Genomic DNA, 503 nt, shown 5'->3' with positions numbered 1-503 from the left:
CCCTTGAGCACTTGCGTGGGCAGGGCCGAGGTGAACTTGAAGTTCTCTGCCGAGCGCCCCGGGACGAACGCGGTGAGGGTGCCGAAATGGTGATCGCCGATGTAGAACACGAAGGTCGCGGTGCGGTTGATCGACTTCGAACTGATGATCCGCCCGCCGGAGCCGATCGCCGCAATACGGTTGTCGCCGGTGCCGGTCTTGCCGCCCATGGCCAGCGGCGTGCCGTCGGGCAATTTGAAACTGCCGGACAGCCGTTTGGCGGTACCGGCATCGACCACTTGCGACAACGCCTCGCGCATGGCCCGGGCCACTTCCACCGGCATCACGCGTTTACCCACGTGCGGGTCGTTGACCAGTCGGGTTTCGTACGGCGTATCGGCGGCGAAATGCAGGCTGTCGATGCGCAACGTCGGCATGCGCACGCCGTCATTGAGAATGGTGCCGATCAGCTCGGCGAGCGCGGCGGGACGGTCGCCGGAACTGCCGATGGCGGTGGCCAGTGA

At 65.6% G+C, this 503-nt stretch carries 1 protein-coding gene; it reads right to left on the bottom strand.

The features are described 5' to 3' along the window. The coding region (locus J5M71_RS27380; RefSeq protein ID WP_279382389.1) for a penicillin-binding transpeptidase domain-containing protein at positions 1-503 on the bottom strand (503 nt) is incomplete at both ends.

The sequence above is a fragment of the Pseudomonas sp. 43(2021) genome, assembly GCF_017490805.1.
GTDB lineage: Bacteria > Pseudomonadota > Gammaproteobacteria > Pseudomonadales > Pseudomonadaceae > Aquipseudomonas.
This window is presented reverse-complemented; position numbering and strand designations above follow the sequence as displayed.